The 20,631-nt window shown below is 60.6% G+C and carries 24 protein-coding genes and 1 tRNA gene; 11 read left to right on the forward strand and 14 right to left on the reverse strand.

All coding sequences use genetic code 11. The features are described from left to right. Nucleotides 1–8: 8 nt before the first annotated feature. The 3 genes from HALLA_RS04140 to HALLA_RS04150 form a co-directional block, all read right to left on the reverse strand. Nucleotides 9–1,355 carry an ATP-grasp domain-containing protein gene (locus HALLA_RS04140; RefSeq protein WP_049952208.1) on the reverse strand — a complete coding sequence of 449 codons (1,347 nt, stop codon included), beginning with the start codon at nt 1,353–1,355 and terminating at the stop codon, nt 9–11. A 172-nt stretch (nt 1,356–1,527) separates the two neighbouring features. Then, nucleotides 1,528–2,997: a flippase gene (locus tag HALLA_RS04145; protein ID WP_049953998.1), complete on the reverse strand. Its 1,470-nt coding sequence runs from the start codon at nt 2,995–2,997 to the stop codon at nt 1,528–1,530. Between the two features lie 243 nt (nt 2,998–3,240). Next, nucleotides 3,241–3,993, reverse strand: a complete 753-nt coding sequence (locus HALLA_RS04150) for a GNAT family N-acetyltransferase (protein ID WP_049952209.1) — start codon at nt 3,991–3,993, stop codon at nt 3,241–3,243. Between the two features lie 107 nt (nt 3,994–4,100). Here HALLA_RS04150 and HALLA_RS04155 point away from each other — a divergent pair, with 107 nt between their 5' ends. Together HALLA_RS04155 and HALLA_RS04160 are read left to right on the forward strand one after the other, a co-directional pair. Next, nucleotides 4,101–5,180 carry a succinylglutamate desuccinylase/aspartoacylase family protein gene (locus tag HALLA_RS04155; RefSeq protein ID WP_049952210.1) on the forward strand — a complete coding sequence of 360 codons (1,080 nt, stop codon included), beginning with the start codon at nt 4,101–4,103 and terminating at the stop codon, nt 5,178–5,180. A 135-nt stretch (nt 5,181–5,315) separates the two neighbouring features. After that, a complete protein-coding gene (locus tag HALLA_RS04160) occupies nt 5,316–5,534 on the forward strand; it encodes a hypothetical protein (RefSeq protein WP_049952211.1) in 219 nt (72 codons plus the stop codon). 531 nt (nt 5,535–6,065) lie between these two features. On the opposite strand, the gene HALLA_RS20420 is transcribed toward HALLA_RS04160, so the two are convergent. Continuing rightward, nucleotides 6,066–6,506, reverse strand: coding sequence for a hypothetical protein (locus HALLA_RS20420; RefSeq protein WP_157231319.1), 441 nt, complete (start codon nt 6,504–6,506; stop codon nt 6,066–6,068). A 635-nt stretch (nt 6,507–7,141) separates the two neighbouring features. On the opposite strand from HALLA_RS20420, the gene sdhC reads away from it, so the two are divergent. The 4 genes from sdhC to HALLA_RS04185 are packed head-to-tail and all read left to right on the forward strand — an operon-like array spanning nt 7,142 to nt 10,667. Then, nucleotides 7,142–7,573: a succinate dehydrogenase, cytochrome b556 subunit gene (gene sdhC / locus HALLA_RS04170; RefSeq protein WP_049952213.1), complete on the forward strand. Its 432-nt coding sequence runs from the start codon at nt 7,142–7,144 to the stop codon at nt 7,571–7,573. Then, nucleotides 7,573–7,944: a succinate dehydrogenase gene (locus HALLA_RS04175; RefSeq protein WP_049952214.1), complete on the forward strand. Its 372-nt coding sequence runs from the start codon at nt 7,573–7,575 to the stop codon at nt 7,942–7,944. Before sdhC ends, HALLA_RS04175 begins: the two co-directional genes overlap by 1 nt. Next, the gene (locus HALLA_RS04180; protein WP_049952215.1) at nt 7,941–8,819 is read left to right on the forward strand and encodes a succinate dehydrogenase/fumarate reductase iron-sulfur subunit; all 879 of its coding nucleotides are present in this window, start codon (nt 7,941–7,943) and stop codon (nt 8,817–8,819) included. Before HALLA_RS04175 ends, HALLA_RS04180 begins: the two co-directional genes overlap by 4 nt. A gap of 3 nt (nt 8,820–8,822) precedes the next feature. Next, entirely contained in the window at nt 8,823–10,667 is a 1,845-nt protein-coding gene (locus HALLA_RS04185) for an FAD-binding protein (RefSeq protein ID WP_049952216.1), read from the forward strand. Between the two features lie 114 nt (nt 10,668–10,781). Here the strand turns inward: HALLA_RS04185 and HALLA_RS04190 are convergent, their stop codons facing one another. After that, nucleotides 10,782–10,976, reverse strand: a complete 195-nt coding sequence (locus HALLA_RS04190) for a XapX domain-containing protein (RefSeq protein ID WP_049952217.1) — start codon at nt 10,974–10,976, stop codon at nt 10,782–10,784. Nucleotides 10,977–11,235: 259 nt separating this feature from the next. On the opposite strand from HALLA_RS04190, the gene HALLA_RS04195 reads away from it, so the two are divergent. Next, entirely contained in the window at nt 11,236–11,460 is a 225-nt protein-coding gene (locus HALLA_RS04195) for a helix-turn-helix domain-containing protein (protein ID WP_049952218.1), read from the forward strand. A gap of 14 nt (nt 11,461–11,474) precedes the next feature. Here the strand turns inward: HALLA_RS04195 and HALLA_RS04200 are convergent, their stop codons facing one another. Then, entirely contained in the window at nt 11,475–12,290 is an 816-nt protein-coding gene (locus HALLA_RS04200; protein ID WP_049952219.1) for an HD domain-containing protein, read from the reverse strand. Nucleotides 12,291–12,380: 90 nt separating this feature from the next. Next, complete coding sequence (locus HALLA_RS04205) at nt 12,381–12,860, reverse strand: redoxin domain-containing protein (protein ID WP_049952220.1); 480 nt, start codon at nt 12,858–12,860, stop codon at nt 12,381–12,383. A gap of 142 nt (nt 12,861–13,002) precedes the next feature. Here HALLA_RS04205 and HALLA_RS04210 point away from each other — a divergent pair, with 142 nt between their 5' ends. Together HALLA_RS04210 and HALLA_RS04215 are read left to right on the forward strand one after the other, a co-directional pair. Beyond that, entirely contained in the window at nt 13,003–13,320 is a 318-nt protein-coding gene (locus HALLA_RS04210; protein ID WP_049952221.1) for a twin-arginine translocase TatA/TatE family subunit, read from the forward strand. A 15-nt stretch (nt 13,321–13,335) separates the two neighbouring features. Continuing rightward, nucleotides 13,336–13,408: transfer RNA gene (locus HALLA_RS04215), tRNA-Arg, on the forward strand. Between the two features lie 513 nt (nt 13,409–13,921). Here HALLA_RS04215 and HALLA_RS04220 read toward each other — a convergent pair. From HALLA_RS04220 to HALLA_RS04245, 7 genes are all read right to left on the reverse strand, one after another. Then, the gene (locus HALLA_RS04220; RefSeq protein ID WP_049952222.1) at nt 13,922–14,803 is read right to left on the reverse strand and encodes a hypothetical protein; all 882 of its coding nucleotides are present in this window, start codon (nt 14,801–14,803) and stop codon (nt 13,922–13,924) included. A gap of 79 nt (nt 14,804–14,882) precedes the next feature. Further along, nucleotides 14,883–15,041 carry a hypothetical protein gene (locus tag HALLA_RS20425; protein ID WP_157231320.1) on the reverse strand — a complete coding sequence of 53 codons (159 nt, stop codon included), beginning with the start codon at nt 15,039–15,041 and terminating at the stop codon, nt 14,883–14,885. A gap of 315 nt (nt 15,042–15,356) precedes the next feature. Then, on the reverse strand, nt 15,357–15,752 hold the full coding sequence (locus HALLA_RS04225; RefSeq protein ID WP_049952223.1) for a helix-turn-helix transcriptional regulator: 396 nt from the start codon (nt 15,750–15,752) through the stop codon (nt 15,357–15,359). Nucleotides 15,753–15,944: 192 nt separating this feature from the next. Continuing rightward, a complete protein-coding gene (locus HALLA_RS04230; protein WP_049952224.1) occupies nt 15,945–16,175 on the reverse strand; it encodes a SelT/SelW/SelH family protein in 231 nt (76 codons plus the stop codon). A gap of 77 nt (nt 16,176–16,252) precedes the next feature. After that, the gene (gene surE, locus HALLA_RS04235; protein ID WP_049952225.1) at nt 16,253–17,050 is read right to left on the reverse strand and encodes a 5'/3'-nucleotidase SurE; all 798 of its coding nucleotides are present in this window, start codon (nt 17,048–17,050) and stop codon (nt 16,253–16,255) included. Nucleotides 17,051–17,101: 51 nt separating this feature from the next. Further along, nucleotides 17,102–18,634 carry a small ribosomal subunit Rsm22 family protein gene (locus tag HALLA_RS04240; protein ID WP_049952226.1) on the reverse strand — a complete coding sequence of 511 codons (1,533 nt, stop codon included), beginning with the start codon at nt 18,632–18,634 and terminating at the stop codon, nt 17,102–17,104. Beyond that, a complete protein-coding gene (locus tag HALLA_RS04245; RefSeq protein ID WP_049952227.1) occupies nt 18,631–19,449 on the reverse strand; it encodes a prephenate dehydrogenase/arogenate dehydrogenase family protein in 819 nt (272 codons plus the stop codon). Before HALLA_RS04245 ends, HALLA_RS04240 begins: the two co-directional genes overlap by 4 nt. Nucleotides 19,450–19,616: 167 nt before the next feature. On the opposite strand from HALLA_RS04245, the gene HALLA_RS04250 reads away from it, so the two are divergent. Both HALLA_RS04250 and HALLA_RS04255 read left to right on the forward strand, forming a co-directional pair. Continuing rightward, nucleotides 19,617–20,069: a universal stress protein gene (locus HALLA_RS04250; RefSeq protein WP_049952228.1), complete on the forward strand. Its 453-nt coding sequence runs from the start codon at nt 19,617–19,619 to the stop codon at nt 20,067–20,069. An 81-nt stretch (nt 20,070–20,150) separates the two neighbouring features. After that, nucleotides 20,151–20,597 (forward strand): universal stress protein, encoded by a 447-nt coding sequence (locus HALLA_RS04255; RefSeq protein WP_049952229.1) that lies wholly within the window; start codon nt 20,151–20,153, stop codon nt 20,595–20,597. Nucleotides 20,598–20,631 lie beyond the last annotated feature (34 nt).

Here is a 20,631-nt window from a genome sequence, read left to right on the forward strand (position 1 = left end):
GACGTCGACTACTCCTCCTCTTCTTCGGGCGTGTCGGGTGCGTCTCGATCGATGCGCTTGCTCACGTCGACGCGGTAGTTCTCGAGGATGTCTCGGCCGAGGAGGACGGGATAGTCCATGTGGCTCCGATCTTCGACGCTCGCGGTGACGGTGTGTCGGTTTCCGCCGACGCCGACGACGACGTCGACCACCGGACGACTCTTCGAGGTTTTCGAGCTTCCCGACTTGACTCGAGTGACCGATTTGATCGGTCCAGCGCCGATATCGGCGGCGAGACTGGTGTCGATGCTGGTTCGCGTCGCACCCGTGTCCGATTTTGCGAGGATGGACTTCGATCCGCTCGTTCCCGAGAGGACGACTTCCTCCGTGTACCCGATCGTCGTGGGTTCGTCGGTGGTCGTCGGCGTCTGGGGAGGTCGCGCCGACGGCTCGGTATCGTCGAGCGTCCGGCTGAGTTCCTCGACGCGGTCGTCGTCGACGGAGCCGCCGGCACGTTCGATAGCGAGCTTTGCGATGTAGGGGGCGGGACTGATCCCCGTGGCTTCATAGAGCCCCTTGAACCCGGCGGTGGGATTGACCTCGAGAACGTACCAGCCGTCCTCGCCCTCGACGAGGTCGACGCCCGCGTAATCGAGGCCGATGGCGGTCGCGGATTTCGTCGCCATCTCCGCTGCGCTCTCGGGAAGGTCGTCGGTCGCGTCCTCGACGGCGCCGCCGAGTGCGACGTTCGTTCGCCAGTCGTTGTCCGGCGCGTACCGGTACATCGCGCCGACGATGTCGCCGTCGACGACGTAGACGCGAAGGTCGCGGTTTGGCCCGTCGCCTTCGCCGATGAGTTCCTGTAAAAACGCATATCGATCGCCGACCTTCGAGTTGACCATGTCGTCGGGGCCGACCTTCCACGTTCCGCCGCCGTGGGTCCCGATCGCCGTCTTATAGACGGCTTCGTCACCGTACTCGTGACGAGAGGCGTTGAGTCGGTCGCTGCTCAGTGCGAGCAGCACGTTCGGCACGCGAACGCCGTTGGCCGCGAGCGTTCCCGCCGTCGAGAGTTTGTGGATCGCGGTGAGCACCGATTCAGGACTGTTGAGCATCGGCTTCAACGGCGAGAACGTGTTGACGAGACCGAGTTCCTCGCAGGGCTGTTCGGTATTCGAGAGCAACATCCGGTTTGCGATGACGTCGACGTCCGGCTCGAGGACGACCGAACCATCCTCCACGCGGACGCTCGTGTTCTCTTCGCGGAGCCACTCTGTATCGTGATCCAACGCCTCCGCTGCGTTGAGTATCGCCTTCGTTTCCTTGCTCGTGTGGAGGCTGAGTACCCCAACCGTAATAGAATCTGTTGTAGTCATACTCGAAAAACACCTACAACTCGCAAAAGCGTTTATAATATTATCGGCCAATGGTATTTGTGAACGAGGCTGTTTGTCGCTGCCATCCCAGCGACCTTGTATCGGAGATCACGTCGTCAGAGGTGATTTGATGTCTTCTTAACCCTCTATCGCGGTGATCCGATATCTGCGTTCACGTAACGACCGACTGAACTTGCTGGAGGTCGAGCAACCCACTCGCGACGGCAAGCACACCCCACGTGACGACGCCGAGGGCGATCGCACCAGCTAACATGACGAGATTCGAGATCAGCGGCGTGACGAGCAACACCGCGCCGGCCATCCCGCCAGTAATCCCACAGATACGTCCGAGCGAGCGCGCGAGCGGCCGGAGATGAAGCGACAGTTCGCTGTGGACGATATAGAGGTTGACCAGCACGTACACCGTGTGCGTTGCGACGGTCGCGATCGCTGCCCCGACGACGCCGACTACCGGAATGAGGGCGACGTTGAGTGCGAGATTCGCAATCGAGGTTCCACCCTTCGCTATCGCGCGAGACCGAGCACGACCGAGATAATCGAGACTATCGCTCGTGAGGTTCGTGATCGCCTGCAGGACGATAAACAGCGAGAGCACCTGCATGACCGGAACGGCGCCCGCGTACTCGGCGCCGAACACCATCGTCATGAACGGGTCGGCGACCAGTGCGAGGCCCACCGCCGCTGGCACGTACAGGAGCATCGCGTTCGTCAGCGCCATCTCGTAGATCCGTCGGGCATCCTCGAGTTGGCCCGCGGCTTTCTGCTCGCCGAAGTTCGGCGAGATGGTAAAGCCGAGCGACTCCGCGGGTGCGAGAACGAAGTCCGTAATCTGTTTCGCGAGCGTGTAGAACGCGACGGCGACCGGGTTGAGGAAGAATCCGACGAGAACGATATCGATCTGTTTGTCGATGACGTTCGCGCTCCGGGTCGCCGTCAGGGGCACGCTGTACTCGAGCAAGCGCCGGGATAGACCGTCTTCGAACTCGTCGGCGATTTCGTATTTCCGGTAGACCTTATAATAGAGCAGTGCGAGCCCGATAGCCGCAGCGACCGCGTAGCCGACGATATAGCCGAAGAAGGCCCCGAGTGCGCCGAGTCCAGCGAGGACGAACCCCACGGCAAACACCAGTCGAGCCGCCCCACTAATGGCCTGAATCGCGGCGCTGTAGACGAGTTGGTTGTACCCCTGAAAGACGATCTGTGCGAAGACGTTGAAGGAGTTGACCGTGATGTAGACTACTCCTGCAGCCAGAAACGGTGCCGCGCCGGGGTCGCCCAGTAGACTCGCGATGTGTTCGTGAAAGAGCAATAACGTGTACGCGACGACGGCGATTACGACGAGCTTAGCGGTGACGGTCGTCTGCAAGAGATGCGGGATCTGGCTCGGGTCATCCTCGCGGTATTCGGCGACGTACCGCGCCGCCGACTTCCCTAAGCCGACGTCGGCGAACAACTGCACGACCGCCAGGATCCCGATCGCCCAGTACAGTTCGCCGTAGCCCGTCGGATCCAGCAGGTACCTGGCGAGAACGAGCATCAACACCGCACTCGAGAGCATGTAGACGGCTCGAGCGACGAGCGTCGCTTTGAATCCCTGAAGGATGTGGGCTTGTCTATCCATGTGTTCCGTTTCTCCGATCGAACCCGTACTATCCGGTCGTGACTCGACCGGACAGATCGATACACTCACGAAACGACGCCGATGGGCAATTGTAATGGACGGACAACAGCCGGAAACATCGTACTACACTGATCTCTCCGTCGTGGATGAACGTCGCTGCGTGGTGATACGGCGCGATAACGAGTCAGGCTCGTTCAATTTTCGGCCGAAGACGGAACGACCGCGAAAAACCGGCCCCGTACGTTAGAGATACGAGGCGTCCCAGCGGGTCGCTTTCCGACGGTTTCCGCAGTTGTTGCACTCGATCCGTCCCATGGTGTCCATCGCGTTGTCGATCGAGTCGCAGTTCCCACAGAGCCAGCCGTATCTTTCCTCGAGTTCGCCGGTCCCGTACGCGGAGTAAAACGGCGATTTCGACCCGCGAGCGGCTTCTCCGTAGCTCACGTAGACGTTCTCGCCGTCGATCTCGAGCTGATCGATCGCGTCCCAGTCCTCGTCGCTATCGATATCGGCTTCGACGTAGACGTTCTCGGTGAACGTTTCGTCGCCGATATCGACCTCTCGCTGGCCGGCCCGTTCGAAGCCGTGGTCTTCGTAGAAGCGGTTTCCACCCTCGTTGTCCGCGAGGACGAAACACCGAACCTGGTCGGCGCCTTCCTCGAGCAACCGCTCTCGCGTGCGGACCAGCAGTCGAACGCCCATCCCGCTCCCGCGGTAGTCGGGATGGACGTGCAACCAGAGCAGTTGTCCGGTCCCGTACCGTTGACCGACGAGCACGCTCTGAGAGAACGCCGCGATCTCGCCGTCGCGTTCGGCGACGAGAAACAGCGTGTGATCGTCGCGTACGTCATCGGCGAACGAGTCGCCGTACCACTGCTCGAGTGCGCCGTCGATCGTATCCTCCGACAGAAAGTCCGTATACAGCGAATTGAGAGAGTCTTTTGCGACTTGACGGATCTCGTCGACATCTGCTTCGGTTGCCTCACGAAGGTCCATGGTTCTCAGTAGCATGCCCTCGTACAAAACATATGCCCTCGAGGGACGTTTCGCCGGTTGGTCACGACAGCGGTACACGTTTTATACCGGGACCCGACTGGGGTAGCATGAGCGATACTCGAACGGACGAACCGCCCGATACCGATGCGGACGGTGAGGACGTGTTCACGTACAACGGCGGTCGTGTCGATCCCGGCGAGTCCGTCAACATCAGATACGGCATCAGCGAAACGTACCTCGGCGATCCCGTTCGGGTCCCCGTAACGGTCGTCAACGGCCAGTATCCGGGACCGACGGTGTTCCTCTCGGCTGCGGCACACGGCGACGAACTCAACGGCATCGAAGTCGTCCGCGAAGTCGCCCACGACTGGGACCATACGGAGCTTCACGGAACGCTGGTCTGTCTCCCCGTGATGAACGTTCCCGGCTTTCTCGCACAGGAACGCTACTTACCGATTTACGACCGGGATCTCAACCGGTCGTTTCCGGGGCGGGAGGGGTCGACGAGCGCCCGACGGATGGCACACCGGATTTTCACGAACTTCATCGAACCCTGCGACCTCGGGCTGGATTTTCATACGTCGACCAGAGGCCGGACGAACATGCTTCACGTCCGCGCCGATATGGAACACGCCGATATCGTCCGATTGGCGAACGCGTTCAGTTCGAACGTCATCATCGACGGACAGGGACCGTCGGGAACGCTGCGCCGCGAGGCGACGGACGCTGGGGTCCCCACGATCACCATCGAGATGGGCGAAGCCCACCGCTTCCAGCGATCGCTCATCGATCGGGCGTTGACGGGCGTCGCGAGCGTGCTCGCCGAGTTCGGACTCCACCGGGACTCGTCGGTCCACTGGCCGGGATGGCGGATCCTGATCGACGACACCGACGAAAAGACGTGGTTGCGCGCCGACGCCGGCGGGATGGTCGACATGAAACACGGACGCGGCGAACTCGTCCAGGAGGGAGACGTGATCTGTACGATTACGGACCCGTTCAAAGAGGAGGAAGACATCGTTTCGGTCGAAGCGCCGTTTACCGGCCTGATCGTTGGCGTCCTCGAGAACCCGGTCGTCTACCCTGGCAACCCGCTCTGTCACCTCGTCGGGCTCAAACCGGAAACGCAAACCGCGCTTGAGCGCGAGCGAAACGAGGGGGACCCGCTGTTACGGTATCTCGAGTGATCGGCGGTAACTGCCGGTGACGAAGGCTCGAGAGACGAAGCCGATCGGTAGGTTTCGGATGGCAGTCCGGTTCACGGCGGTACCTCGGTGTGTGCAAGTTGGTCGTTTATCGACAGCGGTCGCCATACGATCGCTATGGGCGAACTCAGTGATCGTCTCCTGATCCTGTTGATTGCAGCCACGGGGCTTCTCGTGTTACTCGTGGGCTGGGAATTGGCTCTCGTGGAAGCGCTGGAGATGGAACTATCTGGTCGGGTCGAAGCGATCCTGTACGTCGCCGTCATCGTCGTGTTCGTACTGGTGGTTATCAGCGTCTGGATCGAAACCGAACGGATCGACGAGGATCGTGACTGATTCCGAGGTTCGCATGCCCAACCCGTGGAAAACGTTGGATTACGGCCAAAACATGAAAACCATTGGAACGTGACCCGGTCAGTATGGCTCAGGAAGCGAACTGTCCGCACTGCTCGGAGGACGTCATGGTCGATATCGACTGGATCGTACTAAGAACGAGGAAGAAACCCCCAACCGTCAACAGCGATTTTTCAAAATCCGCGACGTGTACCGAGTGCGGAGAGAAGTTCGCTTGCAAGGTCGACACTCCGTACTGAACGCTTCTGCTCTGTCGAATCATCGGAAGGCATCGGCCTCATTGACCGAGTCGTCCGACTCAAACTGTTATTTGAAGTGTTTTGAAGCTGTCCCCGGAGATCGGTTGCCGAATCTCGACTGTTGAACGCCTACGGTCACAGCAACTCCAGAAGGGCGTTCAGATAAATCGCCTCGGGGTCAAGCACGAGATATTCTCCGATATTGGTTGATAAACTGTGAACTTAGTGTATATGCTGGCCCAGACGGCACGATATCCTCTCGGAAGAAGACATATTACGGACTTCTCATTCTGATCTCAAATTCACCTTCTTCCGAGATTGTTAACTGAAAGGATTCATCGCTTGTTATCGAGTGTTCTGCAGAAATAAGTTCACCATTATTTTGGACTTCTAAACGAACTGTCGTAGAGACAGTACCATCTAGATTAGCAGTATCAAAGTTCACTTCCTTTGTTTCGATCGGTCCTGGGCCGATTTCCACTACTTTATCAATAAGATTATTTCCATTTTTCTGGTTTTTAACGACCATCTCGAAGCTATACGGTTGGTCATCAAGGTTTTCGATGTGGACCGCTGACTTGACGACGGTATCATCACTTTCGGACACCGGTAGAAATCCAATACAACCAACCGTACTCGTAACACTAGCTGTTACTGCCGTTGCAATTACCGATCTTCGGTAATAGCTATTTTCCTTCCTCTCTTTCGCTCTCATCGGATCTGACTAAATACAATATCCAGACATATTACTCTCTTTCAATTTTGAACGGGATCGATCACCTGCACGGGTATCACGACACCGTGGACATTCTCTCCGCACTGTTGGTTGGGTGAAACAGACCAAATGGCTCCCCCGCCTGAACTGCGGATAAATCGGTACCAACTTTCAAATAGTTCTTTGCTAAACAACGGAATGGGGCAGGGGGATACAGGCCACAGGCCGAACGGTACGATATACCGACGTTCCCAGACCCCGAACTGATATATGTCGAAAAGGCCTCCCCGGCCTTTTCTGCGAAGAAACTCCCGACCGTTTTTCCGACGAGTCCATTACTTCCACGTCGTTTTCGCTCGTTCAGTCATGAACTCGCCGAACATCGCAACCCCTTCGGATTTGCTCAATCCTGAACAGCCGCTCGAGTCCCGAACGTCCGCCGAGTCCGGCGCGTCTCGAGCGCACCCCGGCCGGTCTTCGCTTACCGGACCGCTCGATGTGACAGACGAACATCGATTCGGCGATTCAGTACCTGATTCACTATCCTGTGAGTTGTATTTTTCCGGTTTTCCGCTCGGCGTGGAATCCAAGAAGTAACTTCTATACCCCCGCGGGCTAACCCACCACATGAGTGTATGAGTCAGTCTTACAATCGCGGTCTCATCGAGGACTTCGGCCGGTGGAAGGAGTTCTCGGCCGGAATGTGGGCGTGGATTTTTCACAAATTCACCGGGTGGATGCTGATCGGCTACCTGTTTACCCACATCGCCGTGTTGAGCACAGCAATCGGTGCGGCGAATGGACAGATGATGATGGTCGGCGGTGAGGAAGTAAACGTCTTCACGGGAACGATCCAGGGACTCGAGGGGCTCTTTATCGTTCGCGTGCTCGAGGTCGGTCTCCTCGCAGTCGCGGTCTTTCACATCCTAAACGGCGTGCGACTGTTGATGGTCGACCTCGGTATCGGGCTCGAATCCCAAGACAAGAGTTTCTACGCGTCACTGGTTCTCACGGGCGCTATCACCGTCGCGAGCGTTCCGACCTTCCTCTCGGGGGTGGGCTTTTAATGGCTGAGCGTTATTCCTCGTTCACGCCCGGCGGGACCGGTTGGCTACTCCAGCGGATCACCGCCGCGTTCTTGGTCATCGTGCTAGCGTTTCACTTCTTCCAGTTGCACTTCGTCACGCACGCAGCCGAAGTTACCTTCGCGGGAACCAGCGCGAGAATGGAAAACATCGGATATTTCCTGACGATGGTGCTGTTCCTGATCACGGCCGCGTTCCACGGTATCAACGGCATCTACAACGCGCTCGTCAATCAGGGACTCTCCGGTACGCCCAAAAAGGTCGTCTTCGCTATCCTGACCATCGCGGGCGTCGCACTCGTCGCACAGGGTATCTACGTCGCGATCGTCATGGCGGGAGGGACCATCTCATGAGCACACAACAACAAGAACAACCCGACACGCAAGAGGCACCGACCGACCCCGAAATGAAGGGTGCCGAGTCGCCCCAGCAGGAGCGACTCGAGAAAAAAGAGCAGGGACTGGCCGAAGCGGAATCGGTCGACGAATCTGATCTCGAGGGTGAGTCGGTTCACCTGAAGGTGTTCCGCTACGACCCCGAGGTCAGCGGGAAACAGGAGCCGCGATTCGACGAGTTCCACGTTCCCTTCGAGAAGGGGATGACCGTCCTCGACGCGCTGATCTTCGCGCGCGACGAGTTCGACTCGTCGCTGACCTTCCGTCACTCCTGTCGACAGGCGATCTGTGGATCGGACGCCTTCTTCATCAACGGTTCCCAGCGACTCGGCTGTAAAACCCAGATTTCGGACCTCCAACAGCCGATTCGCGTCGAACCGCTTCCACACCAAGAAGTCGTCAAGGACCTGGTCGTCGATATGGATCACTTTTACGACCAGATGCACGCCGTCGAACCGTACTTCCAGCAGGAGGACCTCCCCGAGGGCGACCTCGAGGAGCAACGACAGGATCGCGAGAACCGCGAGAAGGTCAAAATGTCCACGCGCTGTATCTGGTGTGGCGCGTGTATGTCCTCGTGTAACATCGCGGCCGGCGACAACCAGTATCTCGGTCCGGCGGCGATCAACAAAGCGTACAAGTTCGCGATGGACGAACGCGAGGACGAGGAGATCAAAGAGCACCGACTTCGGATCCTAGAGCAGGAACACGGCGTCTGGCGCTGTCAGACCCAGTTTTCCTGTACCGAGGTCTGTCCGAAAGACATCCCCCTCACGGAGCACATTCAGGAGCTCAAACGTGAGGCAGTCAAGAAGAACCTGAAATTCTGGTAAACAATGTACGAACACGACGTAATCGTGGTCGGCGCGGGCGGTGCCGGCCTCAGGGCAGCGGTCGCGGCGAACGAGGCGGGAGCGGACGTGGCGATGGTCACGAAGCTTCACCCGGTTCGGAGCCACACCGGCGCGGCGGAGGGCGGTATCAACGCCGCGCTTCGCGAGGGCGACGACTGGGAACTCCACGCCTACGACACGATGAAAGGGTCGGACTACCTCGGGGACGCGCCGGCAGTCGAAACGCTGGCACAGGACGCGCCCGAGGAGACGATTTCTCTGGAGCACTGGGGAATGCCCTTCTCTCGAGAGGACGACGGTCGCGTCTCACAGCGGCCGTTCGGTGGCCTATCCTTCCCGCGAACGACCTACGCGGGCGCAGAGACGGGCCATCACCTGCTGCACACGATGTACGAGCAGGTCGTCAAACGCGGTATTCAGGTCTACGACGAGTGGTACGTGATGAACCTCGCGACCTCCGACGAGCCGGATCCGAACGATCGGACCTGCCACGGCGTCGTCGCCTACGACGTGCAGTCGGGTCAGGTCGAGGGATTCAAAGCGAACGACGGCGTGATTCTCGCGACCGGCGGTCCCGGACAAGCGTTCGATCACACCACCAACGCCGTCTCCTGTACCGGCGACGGCCACGCGATGGCATATCGTGCGGGCGTCCCGCTCGAGGACATGGAGTTCATCCAGTTCCATCCGACGACGCTTCCCTCGACCGGCGTGCTCCTCTCGGAAGGGGTTCGCGGCGAGGGTGGCATCCTCTACAACAACGAGGGCGAACGGTTCATGTTCGAGCACGGCTACGCGAACAACGACGGCGAACTCGCCTCTCGGGACGTCGTCGCGCGGGCTGAGCTGACGGAAGTCAGCGAGGGTCGGGGCGTCGAAGACGAGTACGTCCACCTCGACATGCGCCACCTCGGCGAGGAGCGGATCCTCGACCGCCTCGAGAACATTCTCCACCTCGCGGAGGACTTCGAGGGTGCCGACGGATTGGTCGAACCGATGCCCGTCAAACCCGGCCAGCACTACGCGATGGGTGGGATCGAGACCGACGAAAACGGCGCGACCTGTGTCGACGGACTCTACGCCGCCGGCGAATGTGCGTGTGTGTCCGTCCACGGTGCGAACCGCCTCGGCGGAAACGCGCTCCCCGAACTCATCGTCTTCGGCAAGCGAGCGGGCTATCACGCCGCTGGCGGCGACCTCGGCGAGGCAGAAATCGAAACCGGATACACCGATTCCGTCGAGGAAGAAGACGACACCGAGTTCCCCGTTCAGCCGGGTTCGGCCGGCCTCGAGCCAGCGGGCGACGACGTCGCGGCCGACGGCTCCGGACAGGTTACGGACGCCGACGGCGTGCTCCAGCGGGCCGTCGAAACCGAGTCCGAGCGCATCGATCGATTGATGAACAAAGACAACGGCGTCCAGCACGCCGAAATCCGGTCGAAACTTCAGAAGGCGATGACCGACTACGTCAACGTCTTCCGGACCGAGGAAGGGATCAAACAGGCCCTCGAGATCATCCGCGAGTGTCGCGAGGAGTACCGCGACGTCTACGTCGCCGACCCCTCGACGACCTTTAACACCGATCTCCAGATGACCTACGAGACCCGGAACCTAATCGACGTGGCTGAGACGATCGCACTCGGCGCGCTCGTCCGAAACGAGTTCCGCGGTGCCCACTGGCGACAGGAAAACCAGATCCGCGACGACGAGAACTGGCTGAAACACACGCTGGTCTCCTGGAACGCCGGCAAGCCATCGATCTGGTACCGACCGGTCATCCTCGAGGGCGAAAGCAAGAAGTACGAGCCCAAAGAGCGCAGCTACTGAATTTCTGAATCCGTTTTCGCAGCTTTTGATCGCATCGCGATTCGCCACTAACGTTTCGACGTTCACGTCACGATTGGGCCAAATCGGTTTCGCGCGTCGCGTCGGTCCACGTCATCACCAGCCGAACGCCTCAACCAGGTCCACGCCGACGCCGAGGTACTCGACGAGCCTGTAGCCGACGTAGATGCCGATGATACCCATGATTCCGGGCAGCTCTGGCGGGGCCGGAATCGGGACGTTGAGAAACCGAAATAGCGCGCCGGTCGCCAGACCGGCCAGCAGCGCGAGAACGATAAGTTGGGTCGACATGCTCTGTTAGTACTCGCGAACCCGTCTACAAAAGCTGTCCGTCTGACTATACCCGCCGCAGAGCCCTGAGAACCGGTAGCAGTGACCATTGATTCGACGATTCGCGAAATCGGCCCCTCGAGACGCTGTCCGGCGCTGTCAGTATTATCGACGACCGACGAACTCCGTATCGACAGTGGTTCCGTTGCCCGTTTCGGCTACTCAATTCGACGATCGTTGTAGAAGACATTTATTATCGTCGAAAAAGACAGGGTCGAGTATGGCACACTCAGCGACGACGACTCTCGACGCGTCGATTCCGACCGATCTCGATTCTGCGCGGGCCAAACTCGTCTATTTGTATCTCGCCGCGACCGGCGGAGCGACCGCGGACGACCTCTGTGATGATCTCTCGGTCACGAAAGGGACGGTTCTCTCGATTACGGGAACGCTCCAGGACCGGGGGTATCTCGAGCGACGGAACGGTAGATACGAACTCGCGTGAGACGGTTTCCGAAGTTATAGTTCGATCCGCTCGACGAGCTGGTCGTGGTTCTCGTTCGTGTTGACGGCGACGATTCGAATGTCGTCCTCGAGACCGGAGCCTCGGAGCTTGGCTTTCAGGAGGTTGTCGACCTGGTAGACGCCCGCGGCGTTGGTCATCGCGATTTCGACCATCACGGGCCGACTATCGCCCTCGTGTAGTGACACGCGGCTGATCGCCTGACTCGAGAGGGTGTTGATTCCGCGTCCGCCCTGTTCGTAGGGGATCCGCGATCGACCACGCTCCATGTCCAGGGCGTCCGCGACGCGGATAATGCCGCCTTCAGTCGTCAGCGGTGTTTCGGCGGTGTGATGACAAATGATCGCGTGGAGGATCTCGCCTTTCATCCGAACGCTGTCGGCGAGGTCGTAGAACTCGGGTAACACCCGATCGAGAATGTCGGCCGCGAGCGGGATCGAGTAGTAGGCGTGCTGGTCGCGGTGGACGACGTGTCCGATGTCGTGTAGCGTCGCCGCGAGCGTGATGATCACCGACTCGTCGGCTTCCTCGAGGCCCTGCTGGTTCGCCCCGTTGAACTCGACGTTTCCGGCTTTGAGTAGATCGTACAGACAGAGCGCGCGGTTGCGAACGATCTCGATGTGTTTCGCGCCGTGATCGTTGTACCCCTTTCTATCGACTGCGTTGACGTTCTGGGCCTCGAGATAGGTCTGGATCTCCTCGTCGGATTTGATGAACTCGAGGACCTCGTTGCACTTCTCGTCGGGAAAGTGGTGATCCTCGTCGGGAACGTAGACGCGGCGAGCATCCTCGGCCGCTGAAGCGTCGCTCATATGCGGTGGTCGGCGGCGGAGTAAAAAAGCCCTCCGCCAGTCCAACCGTCGCCCGGACTGTCGCAGGAATCGCTCCTCGAATCCCGTCGATCAGGACGCGTCGGCGACCGCGTCTTCGACTTCGGCGTACTCCGGTTCGACGCCCGGATCGTCAGTTACCCACGAGTAGGTGATTTCGCCGTCGCCGTTGATCACGAAGACGGAGCGTTTGGCGACGCCGTAGACGCCGAGGTCGTCGAAGTCCATGCGTACGCCGTAGTCGTCGATGATCTCCTTTTCGAAGTCGCTTAGCAGGTCGAACTCGAGGTCGTTCTGGTCGCGGAACTCGTTGAGCGAGAACGGCGAGTCGACGCTGATTCCGTACACCGTCGCGTCGAGGTCGTTGAACGCCGAGAGACGATCCTGGAACGTACACATCTCGGTCGTACAGACGCCCGTAAACGCGCCGGGGAAGAACGCGAGGACGATCGGCGCGTCGTCGGTGAGACGGTCCGAGAGCGTGAACGAGTCGATGTCGCCGTTTGCGAGCGGTGCCGTGAAGTCTGGTGCGGTGTCGCCGGTTTCTGGCATCACTCGAGTTTACGCGTTGAGCGAAAAGACAGTTTCGTTCGCGAGACTGTACTGACGGAGACTCTATCAGAGTGTTTGCGATTCGAATCGACTGTGCGGTCCAAAAAGGTTATAATTGCCAGCGGATAAGCCACGCATAGAGATGGCATTCGAAACTGCACCGCTGTTTGCTCCCATTCCAGGGGGGACGGAACTATTAGTCATCCTTTTCATCGCGATTTTGCTCTTCGGAGCAAACAAGATTCCCAAACTCGCTCGGTCGACGGGAGAGGCGATGGGCGAATTCCAGAAAGGGCGTGAAAAGGTCGAAACTGAACTCGAGGAAATGCGCGAAACCGGCACCTACGACGATGTCGATGACGAGGAGGAAGAGTCCGACTTCGTCGACACGGAGCCTGTGACATCCGAGAACGACACGGCCACAGACGCCAAGACGGAGACGGAAACCGAATCGAACTAACGCTTTTTCCGGGTAGGGCGTGTGGCCTAGCGGAGAGGGCAGGAGGTTCCTAACCTTCTGATCGTGGGTTCGAATCCCGCCACGCCCGTGCAGCGAGCCACGGAGTGGCGAGCGAACCGGCATGGCGGGATTCTTGAACCCTACCAGTCGCGCGCAGCGAAGCGAGCACGTCTGGTTTCGGTTCGAATCCCGCCACGCTCGTTTTCACTGCTCGCTGTCGCTCACAGAAAAACGAGCACGGGATCGAATCAGGGAGTGAAGCGAAGCGGAACGATCGTGGTTCGAACCCCGCCACGCCCGTTATCGGCTTCACTATCGTTCGGCACGATGACGGGCCGTATGGGAGTCGAATAAGAGCCCAGCGAGCAAGGCGACCCGTTTGCGCGGTTCAAATCTCGCCCATTTGTCTTTTCCCTGCGTTCCATGGACGGAGCAGAGAGATCCTCAGGCTTGATCAGGGGGTGAAGCCGTCACTGGATGACGTACCACGGTGATGCAAAATCCTCACCGGTCACGCGCGAGCCGACGACACTCCTCAGACCGACAAGACTGTTCAGGCCCTCGAGTTACCCGACAACTCGAAGCGGACTCGCATGACGGCTCACTCGTCCTCGAGCGATGCCAGCAGCTCCGCTCGGTCGACCTCGGTGGATCCGTCGACCGGTCCATCGAGGACACGTTCGGTATAGATGCGTCGGGCCGCCGGATCGCGAGCGACTTCTGCCTGAAGAGAGTCGACGGTCTCGCGATCAGATTCTGCGCTCCGGTTGGTCCACATTTTCAGGTAATCGAAGAAGACGTCTTCGTCGTGTCTGGGTGCTGAAACGTCCTGGGTCGCCTGCTTCGCCCACTGCTCGACCCGCATGACGATTGCCTTCCGATGCGCCCACGGCAAGTCGATGAGACGATCCGTATCGACGCCGACGAACGGTTCCGCGGCCGCAGTCGCCTGTACGTTCGACGACGGAACTGCGTCGGTAGCCGGTTCTGCTGGATTACTCTCGCCGTCGGTTACGAGGACGTCGACCATCTCCCAGCACCGGAGCGGAATCTCGCCCTCTTCTTCCGCTCGGTACACGAAGTATCCGAACCCCGAGAGCAACAACGAGATAAAAATCGTTGGAAATGCGGCGAGCAAGCCGATGATGATCGTCATCGCACCGTGCGGGCCGCGCGGTTTGTAAACGAACGAACGGGAGGACAGTGAATCAGTGTCGACTATCGCGGAAATCCGTCCGTTCGTCGCCTCGCTTTCGCGTTCCTCGTCGACGGAACTCGAGCGTTCGGACCAGAGTCCGTCCGCGGCGGATGGATCGCTCGTTGCCTCCAGCGCGAGTCGGTCCGTCCCGCTGTGAGCCGCTAACCGATCCTCGATCATCTGCTGGGCGGACGTCAGGTCGGCGTCGTACTCGAGCGTTCTGGTCGTTGGTGCCTCCTCGAGCGTCGTCCGGGTGTATTCGAGCCGCGCCGGTCGCTCGTCCATAGGTGTATCGAGAGAACTCTGCTGTATAAGCGTGTTTAGTTACGCTCCCACCCCCGCAAAAACGGGCGAATGAGTTCGGTTACTCCTCGAGGATCGTAAACTCAGTTCCGCCGCAGTCACAGCCCTGGGGAGAGCCAATCGCGTACACGGACCCATCCTGCCGTTCGCGCACGGCGTGAAACGCGCCGCAGTGGGTACAGACGCCGACGGTTTTCGTTCCCGCTGATTGGTGTGCCATATTGGACTGATTCGAGCGCGGTTAAATGTAATGGGCGTACCGTTCAAATCATTCGACTATATTATTCGAGCGAAAATCATTTTAATCGAACAATCAGTGTGATTGCGCGAGTTGCAAGTGTTCGAGTCGCCGTCTATTCGGGGTGACACAGCCCATGATCACGCTCCTCGATACTATTTGGCCAGCAGACGCTTGCAGCTTTGCCTTCGATTTCGACGAGTACGCAAAACAATCGCGTGAGACAGCCGATCGGCGTGACTCTGTCGGACGATAGTCGTCGCGTCCAGTGTGCCAGTGTGCCAGTGTGGTATGTCCCTATTCGTTCAGGTGTGATCGATACCCCTTCGGCTCGAACCCGCGACGGCAGATGACGCGTTTGCGGCCGACGCTCAACGCGCTGACTTCGTTGTCGTTTTCCATCCCATCGATGACGTCCATCAGATGTTCCTGGGTCCACCCGGTTTCCTCGAGAACGGTGTTCTCGTCGACGCGCCCGCCGCGCTTGACGAGCATCCTGAGGACCTTGTCTTCGTCGGGAAGATCCCGCTCGTCGACGCCGTACTCCACCTGTTCGGCGTAGCTTAACGTTTCCTCAGCGTTGCTGGACGACCGGTCCGTTCCCCCCGAGGACGAACCATCAGTCGTCCCCGTCTCGGAGTCGTCGGTTTCCCAGAGGGACGACAGTCGTGTCCAGAGCGCGTTAAATACCATACGTATTACCCTCCACAGAGATAGTCGGTCGTTGAACGTACTTCTACCTTGGTTTTGTGGTTTGTGCGTTTCATATGTAGGTCCTCGTACCTGCGAACGGTCTCATCTACGGTGACGCGTAGGACGGCGAAAGCCGCCGGCCTTGCGACGTGCAAGGTGACTACGTGGTCGTCCATACCGACAGGTCAGCCGTCACAACTGTGTGCGAACCTTTCGCACAATGTCGTCGACATCGTAGCCGTCTGCCGATTTATCGAATACGACGTCGCCGTCACACCGAACGACGAACACGCCGTCGGATCCCGTCCGAAGCGTAACTGCCTCGAGTTGCTCGCCGAACGTCGTCAGGAGCGCGCGCTGGATATCGATCGCGCGGGAGAGGAACCCACACGGGACGCAGTATTCGATCTCGACCGTTGCCATAGGTGCCCGTTCGCTATCCTGCTACAAATCATGCTGGGTCCTGCTCCACTGACAGCGACCGGGAACGATAGCAGCAGTCATCGAAGGTGACTCCGGTAGCGCTCGACGAGTCGCTCGAGCGTTTCGTGATGATTCGTCGTGTGCGGTGCAGTCAACGGAGAGATACTGATACGGCCGTTGACGACGGCGTGGCGATCGGTTCCCGGCGGGTCGGAGATCGACTCGGGATTCATCTCCTCCCAGACGCAATCTCTGAGTCGGATCGAGTTACCGTTCAGGGTGGCGTCCATGTCGTAGCGCTTCGATGGGCGCGTAATCTCGATGTCCGCGGGCGTGCCGTTCGGCATCGGGACGTTCACGTTGAGATACGCGGCGTGCTCGAAGATCCCGCTCTCGAGGGCGTGCTCGGCGAGGTAGGAGGTGATTCGCGTCGCCTCCCCGAACGATTCCATCCCGAGTTCGATCTCGTCGAACGATCGATCTCCGGTCGCCGGCACGTACAGCGAGGTCGCGATCGCGGGAACGTCGAAAAACGCGGCTTCGACGGCGGCGCTGATGGTGCCGGACCGACCGAGTACGTACTCGCCGAGGTTCGCACCGCCGTTACAGCCCGAGACGACGAGATCCGGTTCGGGACCGAGTTCCGCGAGGCCGGCGACCACGCAGTCAGAGGGGGTTCCCTCGAGCGCGTAGCCGAGTTCGTGGTCGATCACGTTCGCTTCGTGAGAGATCGACCGGCCAACCGCGCTCTGGTCGGATGCGGGCGCAACGACGGTGACGTTTGCAACCTCCGATAGCGCGTCGTACAGCGCGCGAATGCCGGGGCTGTCGATCCCGTCGTCGTTCGTCAGCAGGATCTCGAGGGAGTCGGTCATAGTGGGTCGCTCGAAGGGAATCAGGAAAAGCCCACCGTTCGGGGACCCGCCTCAGACGAGGCGGTCGACGACGGTCTCTTCGTCCACGACCAGGTTGTACGCGCCTTCGTCGTCGTTCCAGAGCGCGAGCGCGCCGTCGAACGAACAGACCTCGCCGTACTCGGCCTCGCACAATGCGCGATTCATCGACGTCTCGTTCGTGAGAACGGCGTAGTGCTCGACGCGTTCGCTTCCATCGCTGATCTTGAACACGGGGTTGGTCGACCCCTGACCGTCGTCGTCGCTCAGCGAGTGACTCAGTTTTGCGGCAACGAGATCGATCCGGTTCGGTACGTGTCGATCCATTTCGGCCATCTTCGCCCACGAACCCGGCTCGAGCGCCAGATCGATCCGGCGCTGTCCGTCGCGTCGCAGGATCGAATAGGAAAACTGGACGTCGGCGTTGACGAACTCGCCCTGAGTGTACGCCTCGTCGGTTTCGTCTGCGGCGTCCTCGAGCCGCTGCTGGAACGACGGAACGGCGAGGTCGGGTCGGACGTCGAACGACCAGCCGCGATCGGACGGGCGTTCGCCCGGCCAGAGTCGAACGGCGGGGCCGTAGACGCTGATCGAGTCCCGGTCGTCGCCCGCGGGTGCGTCCGTGGACCACTCGAGCGCGTCTTCGGCACCGATCGCGTCGTCTTCGACCGCTCGCTCGAGTCGACGAAGCTGGATGCTCGTCTGTTTGTCCGCCGGTGCGATCGCGACCACCGCCCCGTCGGGCGCGAGCACGTCCAGTGCGGACCTGAGGACTGCTTCCGGGTCCTCGAGTTCGCTCAGGACGTTCGCGATCAGGACGAGGTCGAAGCCCTCCTCGGCTCGCGTCGGGTCGAACGCCTCGCTGCTCGCGGCCGCCGGGTCGAAGGCTTCGATCGTCGTCCGGTGAATAGTCGGGTGAACGTTTCGCCCGGTTTCTTCGAGCAGTTCCTCGAGAACGTCGGCCGCCGCGCTCGGTTCGACCGCGTGATACTCGAGAAGCGAATCGTCGGGCAGGTAGTCCACCAGTCCGAGCGCGGGGCCGCCGACGCCGGCACCGATGTCGAGCACGCGGAGGTTTCGCTGGAGTAAGCCACGCGTCGCTAACGAGTCGAGGGTGTACTGTGTGGCGGCGTAGTAGCCCGGCAGGTGGTAGATCGCGTACCCAGCCGCGACGTCCTCGTCGTACTCGACGGGCGCGCCCTCGAGGTACTGCGCTTTGAATCGGCGGATCGTCGACCGGAGGAGGTCGCCCGACGCGCCGTCGGCCCAGTTCGGCCCGTACCGGTCGGCCAGCAGGGATTCGACGCGCTGTTCGTACGCTGGCGGAAATCCGTCGACGGTGTCACGACGCGGCGGAACCGGTTCGTCGTCGGCGGGAACGAAGGTGCCGTCCTCGCGCTCGAGTAACTCGAGATCCGCCGCCTGTTCGCGGAGATCCTGGCGGACGACGGCGGGGTGTGGCGTGTCCTCGATGTACTCGCAGATCTCCTCCGGGTCGATCGGCCTGACGTTGCGAAGGTACTTCGCGTTCGACCGGACGGCCTCTCGTCGATCGGTTACGTTCATTCCGGATCGCCTCCCTCGTGGCTCACGTCGTCAGGATCAGCGGTCCGGTCCCCGCCTGCAACCGGCTCCAGTTTCGTGTCATCGTGCCACCGCTCGGCCGCCGATTCGTATAGCCCTTCGAACTCCTCGCCGTCCGCGTCGGCGATCCTCGCTGCGGCGTCGGCCACGGCGTCCGCGCCGTCGAAGGTCTGCTGGATCTCCCCGTAGACGTGCGGGGTTCCCCCCGTCACCGTCCTCGCGAGATCCTCGAGTCCGTCGTAGACGGGGGTTTCGAACCCGTCGGGAACCTGTCGCGCGGCGAGCGCGAACGAGAGGATCGCCGCGTGGGTCTGGGCCTGAATCGTCTCCATCGCCTCGTCGTGTTCATCGACCGTCGTCTCGAGCAGTTCGTTTCCGGCGTCGACCAGGTCCTCGAGAAGAGCCGCTGAGACCGGGCCGCTCGCCTCGCGAACGACGGCGACCGTTCCCGGTGCCCGCTCGGGCGCGAAAAGCGGGTGGAGGCTGACCCGTTCGAGGTCGGTCGCGTAGGCGTCCATCGCCTCGATTGGGGCAGCCATCACGCCCGAAACGTCGAGAATCGCCCGCTCCGCGAGCGGTGCGTACTCGGCGATCGCTTCGGCGACGTGATCCATCGGTACTGCGAGACAGACGGCGTCGTAGCGCTCCTCGCTCTCGAGGTTCGCGACCTGGCCGTTCGTCGCCTCAGCTGCGCTGATCGCGGCATCGGGATCGATGTCGGTGTACGCGACTGTCGCGTCGACGGCGCTGCCGAACCAAGTCCCCATCGATCCGCCGCCGACGATCAGTACGTCCATCGAAACTCACTACCCGCCGACGTTGCAAAAGCGGTTCGATCGACGCCGTCCTGGGGTCTCGATAGCCCTTTGAGAGCGGCCGTGGGATCCGCTCGATTCTCGAGCGCGGTCGCGGCGACGGCGGATCGAGGCTTGGTTCTTTCACTGTCCGTCCCATCCCTGGGCGTATGTACGACTCGATCCTCGTTGCGACCGACGGGAGCGACGACGCGTCGGCCGCGGTGACGAACGCGATTTCGCTCGCTCGAGCGCTCGAAATCCCGCTTTACGGTGTCGCCGTCGTGGAAACGCGGACGGCCTACGATACCGGGATCGTCGATCCGGAGGAGGCCGAAGACCGGTTGCGAGACCAGGCCCGCGATTCGCTCGAAGCGCTCGAGCGGGCCGCGTCGGAGGCCGGCGTGTCGGTCACCACCGCGTTGCGAACCGGGCCGCCACACGAGGAGATCCTGGCGTACGCCGACGAACGCGACATCGGGCTACTGGTCGTCGGATCCCACGGACGGTCGTCGTTTCGACGAGCGCTGCTCGGGAGCACGGTGGACGCGGTCGTCCGCCTTTCCGAGCGACCCGTGCTCGTCGTCGACGACGAGGGGGCCTCCGGACGCACCTCGAGCTAACGGACACGGCTCGGGAGACCTCCGACAGCCGTCTGTCGGCTGGGGCGAAGGTTTACTGTCGTCGTCGTGAATTACCGCTGTATGACACTACTCGTTCCCTACGACGGGTCGAATCTGGCGACGAGCGCGCTCGAGAAAGCGACGGAGTTCAGCGACCTGTTAGACGAGGAACTGGTCGTCCTGACGGTGATTCCGGACGACGCGGAGTACGCCCAGGAACGGGGCTGGATCACCAGGGGCGAACCGTTCGACGCCGAGGCGATCGCAGCGGGCATCCGCGACCGCGCGCTGTCGGTCGCGCCGACGGCGACGTTCCGAACCGAACGCGTCGACTCCAACGAACCGACCGCCACGGCGACCACGGACGTGGTCCGCGCGATTCGACTCGTCGCCGGCGAACTCGAGGCCTCCGTCGTCTTCATCGGCTCTGAGAACGCCGGGTCGGTCATCGCACCGCTCTCGAGCGTCGGCAGCCCCGTTGCGAACGATCAGCGCTACGACGTGTACGTCGTTCGGCACACGGACTGAATCGGAGATCGGTTGTCTGGTCGGGGTTTGCGAC

Origin of the sequence: Halostagnicola larsenii XH-48 (genome assembly GCF_000517625.1) — an archaeon.
Taxonomy (GTDB): Archaea; Halobacteriota; Halobacteria; order Halobacteriales; family Natrialbaceae; genus Halostagnicola; species Halostagnicola larsenii.